At 52.6% G+C, this 3,718-nt stretch carries 5 protein-coding genes; all 5 read right to left on the minus strand.

Annotated features, from left to right (window positions below):
• Positions 1–183 precede the first annotated feature (183 nt).
• Positions 184–693 (minus strand): HD domain-containing protein, encoded by a 510-nt coding sequence (locus ABEA02_RS19920; RefSeq protein ID WP_345534906.1) that lies wholly within the window; start codon positions 691–693, stop codon positions 184–186.
• A gap of 102 nt (positions 694–795) precedes the next feature.
• Positions 796–1,230, minus strand: coding sequence for a hypothetical protein (locus tag ABEA02_RS19925; protein ID WP_345534907.1), 435 nt, complete (start codon positions 1,228–1,230; stop codon positions 796–798).
• Positions 1,231–1,358: 128 nt separating this feature from the next.
• Positions 1,359–1,958, minus strand: coding sequence for a hypothetical protein (locus ABEA02_RS19930; RefSeq protein WP_345534908.1), 600 nt, complete (start codon positions 1,956–1,958; stop codon positions 1,359–1,361).
• A gap of 111 nt (positions 1,959–2,069) precedes the next feature.
• A complete protein-coding gene (locus tag ABEA02_RS19935; protein ID WP_345534909.1) occupies positions 2,070–2,609 on the minus strand; it encodes a hypothetical protein in 540 nt (179 codons plus the stop codon).
• Positions 2,610–3,189: 580 nt separating this feature from the next.
• Positions 3,190–3,615: a hypothetical protein gene (locus ABEA02_RS19940; protein ID WP_345534910.1), complete on the minus strand. Its 426-nt coding sequence runs from the start codon at positions 3,613–3,615 to the stop codon at positions 3,190–3,192.
• Between the last annotated feature and the right edge of the window lie 103 nt (positions 3,616–3,718).

The following is a 3,718-nucleotide window of genomic DNA, read 5'->3' on the forward strand; positions in this document are numbered from 1 at the left end:
AGTGCGGAAGAGGGCCTTGAAAAATGCTGCCTGAAGAGCCGCACCAGTATTGCCTCTCCGGGCAGACCGTAGCGAGAGGCCCGCAACGAAACGAGCGGCTAACGTGGAAGTAAGCGGACGCCGGAGCGCGAAGCGCGGAGGGAACCACAAGCGCAGCTTGTGGCGGTCCGCTTGACTGTAGGGTTAGACACGGCGATCAAGGGCACCCTCCTGAAGTTGGGACTCTAGGTCAGCCCACAATTGGTCACAGAGGCCTGCGCGATATGCAGCTTTTTTGAACGCTGCTTGTTCGCTCAAATAGACCTCCCACAACGAGCGTTTGCCATCGGCTACGCATGCTGTGACGTTAGCTAGACGGTCAGCAACTTTAACGACAAGAGCCAACTCGGATTGCCCCGATACACGCGACAGCTTTTCGTAGGTTTTGGCTTTTCGTTCTTTTCTGTTTGCGCCTGGTTCATCGGTTAGCAAACCTACACACTCAGCGACCAAAGAGCCGAACTCTTCCTCGATTTTGTCCTTCGTCACGCTCGTGTCTTCAACGACGTCGTGTAGATACCCTATGACTTGTGCCTGTTCTCCATACGCTGCGAGGTTGTTCGCGACCATATCAAGGTGAAAGGAGTAAGGCCTATCACCATACTTCTGATCTCCGTGGGCTTGAACAGCGAATGCACGTGCTTTAGTGAGCATGACTGAGTGTCTAACGTGGAGATGAGGGGCGGCCGGAGCCGAAGGCGGAGGGAACCGCAAGCGCCAGCTTGCGGACGTCCCTCTCGATTGCAGAGTTAGAGGTTACTGCCAAAATTTCCACCATGCTTTTGTTGACGTCGGCTGAGGCGTGGCTTGCACAGAAGCTGCCTGCTGAGGACGATAAACTTTTCCAGACTGACCATCCGCAACGACGATACCCAGCGCATTGGCTTTTTGGACGACATAAGGAACAACTTCATCGGCTCTTGAGAAACTGATAGCGAGCATTCCCATCTCGTGAGCGAAGTTGTTCAACATAGGACCATCCGCCCAAGGGCATTCATCATCATCTTCATCGTCTTCGTAGCTTGATAGGCACGGATATTTTTCTGTAAGGACTTCGTGCAGTTGCAAAAGCTTTGGAGATTTCTCTCTCTTGTCTTCGTAATAGACGGCTCGCAAAGCCTCGATGGCTTTCCACACTTCGTCATTCGAGCTAGGAAGATCGCTAACGATGAGATCAATGGTGTAACTCATGCGAACCTCTAACGTTTGACGTGAGGGGCCGCCGTAGCGGCAAAGCCGCGAAGGGAACCCACAAGCGCAGCTTGTGGGCGGTCCCTCTCGACGGAATTGTTCGGCGTCTCGTGGTAGGCAGACATGGTTTATGCAGAGTCACCGTTACGTTTTCGTTGGAACAGTGGCTTCCGCATCTTTTTGCCCGGAGCTACATTGACAACCTGAATCCCTCTGGGCACAGATTTAAGGGGTTCTCGCAGAGCAGGGATAGTCTTCACGACAAGCTGTTGCATCTCATCAATGAGGTCAAAGGTGTCATTTGCCAACGAGCGAAGGCTTTCAGGCGTGCGGTTCAAGCTGCTCATCGTTAACTTGGGACCTTTTGCAGACAAATCACAAACCACAACAGAATAAATATCGGGATGCTCATAACGCCACATCCATTGGCCGTGAACAATTGAGTTTCTCTCACTCCTTACGGCCTGAATTTCTTCCAGAAGCTTGTTCCACTGTGCAACTAAACCAGCATCAGTGCAGAACTCTGTGACCGAGATCTGTATCGAATTAATAAGCAGTTGACTACCAGCATCAATCGTCAGCGCTTGGCAGACATGAGAATTTATACCTCCCAAGTTCATGATCACATTGCTTAGGTTGGCCTCCATGTGCGACCAAGCAACAGTCACTGCTCCAATTCCCTCAAGATGTGGGGCAGGAAGATTTCGTTGCGATCGCTGCTCGACCATGGGGCTTACCTTGAGGATGCCGAACGTGGAAGTGAGGGGCTGCCGGAGCGAAGCGGAGGGAACCACAAGCGCAGCTTGTGGCTGTCCCGCTCGACTGTAGTGTTAGACCGATTACGCACAATCAACCCCGCGAAGTCTGAGAGACGAACACACTCTATCAACGACTGCATCGCTCTCTCCGTCAGAGATGAAGTACTGACCATTTTGAATGGCGTGGTAGCCGCTCGGAAGACCGAAAACCGGTGGGTCGTAGTTCTTCACAGAGCCTTCAAGATAGTAATTCCAGTCGCTCGGCCCACCAGGCTTGTTTGAGAACACAGTCTCGAATTGCCGCAACCACTTGGCGAATGCCGTATTGATTTTGTGTAGCTCGGGGAAACTTGCTTTCAATGCTGACGGGAGAAAGTGAACTTCGCCGACAGACCACAATGCTCCACGTAGTTCACGTGGCAGATAGAGCATTACAACGGGTGAGGCTTTGGGGTCAATCGCGCCAGCTGCGGTGTATGCAAGCTGGCCGAAGGCACGAAAGTAAAGAACGATAGCTCGATCAGTCTCGGTTTCTTCTGGAGGCACGGGCAAAGCTTTGAACCACTGGCGCACAGAGCTCGTAGCCGCAGGATCTTCGATGAACCGATAGATGGTGCTCATGGTGTGCGGTCTAACGTTTGACGTGAGGGGCCGCCGTAGCGGCGAAGCCGCGAAGGGAACCCACAAGCGCAGCTTGTGGGCGGTCCCTCTCGACGGAATGGTTAGACGCGTTGTGACTCATTTTGGATTAGCTGGCAGCACGAGCTCGGAAAGATAAGAGTTTGCCCCGGCTTCAAGAGGTGAGGTGTGTTTTCGCACCACCACATGGCTGCGGATTTATGGCCTGCCTGCTCAAGCGCCCAGATAGCAGGCATAGCCTCGACAGGAAAACCAAGCATTTTTTCCATAGGAGGACGAAAGATGCGGAGGCAGAGTGCGATTCTTCTAAACCAGCCATCAAAGCGAGTATGAATACTTGCAACGTCGTAGGTTTGTGGTGCACTTATTCCGTGTGCAACGTCTAGCTTTAGCCCTATCCACGAGAGTCGAACATCCTCTGGTGCGGCACCTGGAGGTAGGGAGACAATTTTGATCGTTGCCATGCTTAAGCGTCTAACGTGGAAGTAAGCGGACGCCGGAGCGCGCTAGCGCGGAGGGAACCTGCAAGCGCAGCTTGCAGGCGGTCCGCTTGACTGTAGGGTTAGATGCTTCGTGCAATCGCATTAAGGATGTTCTTTCTTTTGTTGGATTGAGTTGCCCAGAGCATGAAAAAGACAAAGGCTGAGAGGCCAAGAAATCCAATGGTAAAAAGGATCTCACCTTCTTCAGCGAACATGAAGAAAAAGAAGCAATAGAAGAAAGCCATAAACGCTAGATCAATCCAGGCCGGTCGAAACCTTCCAACCAGAGTGCAACCCGCCGCTGTTCTTTCAAATTTTGCTACGAACACGGGGGTGATATTTCTTCTCTCCCACCACGGAGAGACGGGAACTAGCTTAACCGCCTCGGGTGTTATCACAGCCTCGATGTCATTTTGTTCGGATTGTTCAATCTCATGACTGAGGGACCGCGCGGCCTCATCTGCCGAGCGTTGATAGTCGAATCGGAAACTTTTGAGTTCTAGCATCTAACGTTTGAGGTAAGGGGCAGCCGGAGCGCGAAGCGCGGAGGGTACCTGCAAGCGCAGCTTGCAGGCTGTCCCGTTGACCGATTGGTTAGCCGCGACTGAC

The organism is Viridibacterium curvum (genome assembly GCF_039544165.1).
Lineage (GTDB): Bacteria > Pseudomonadota > Gammaproteobacteria > Burkholderiales > Rhodocyclaceae > Viridibacterium > Viridibacterium curvum.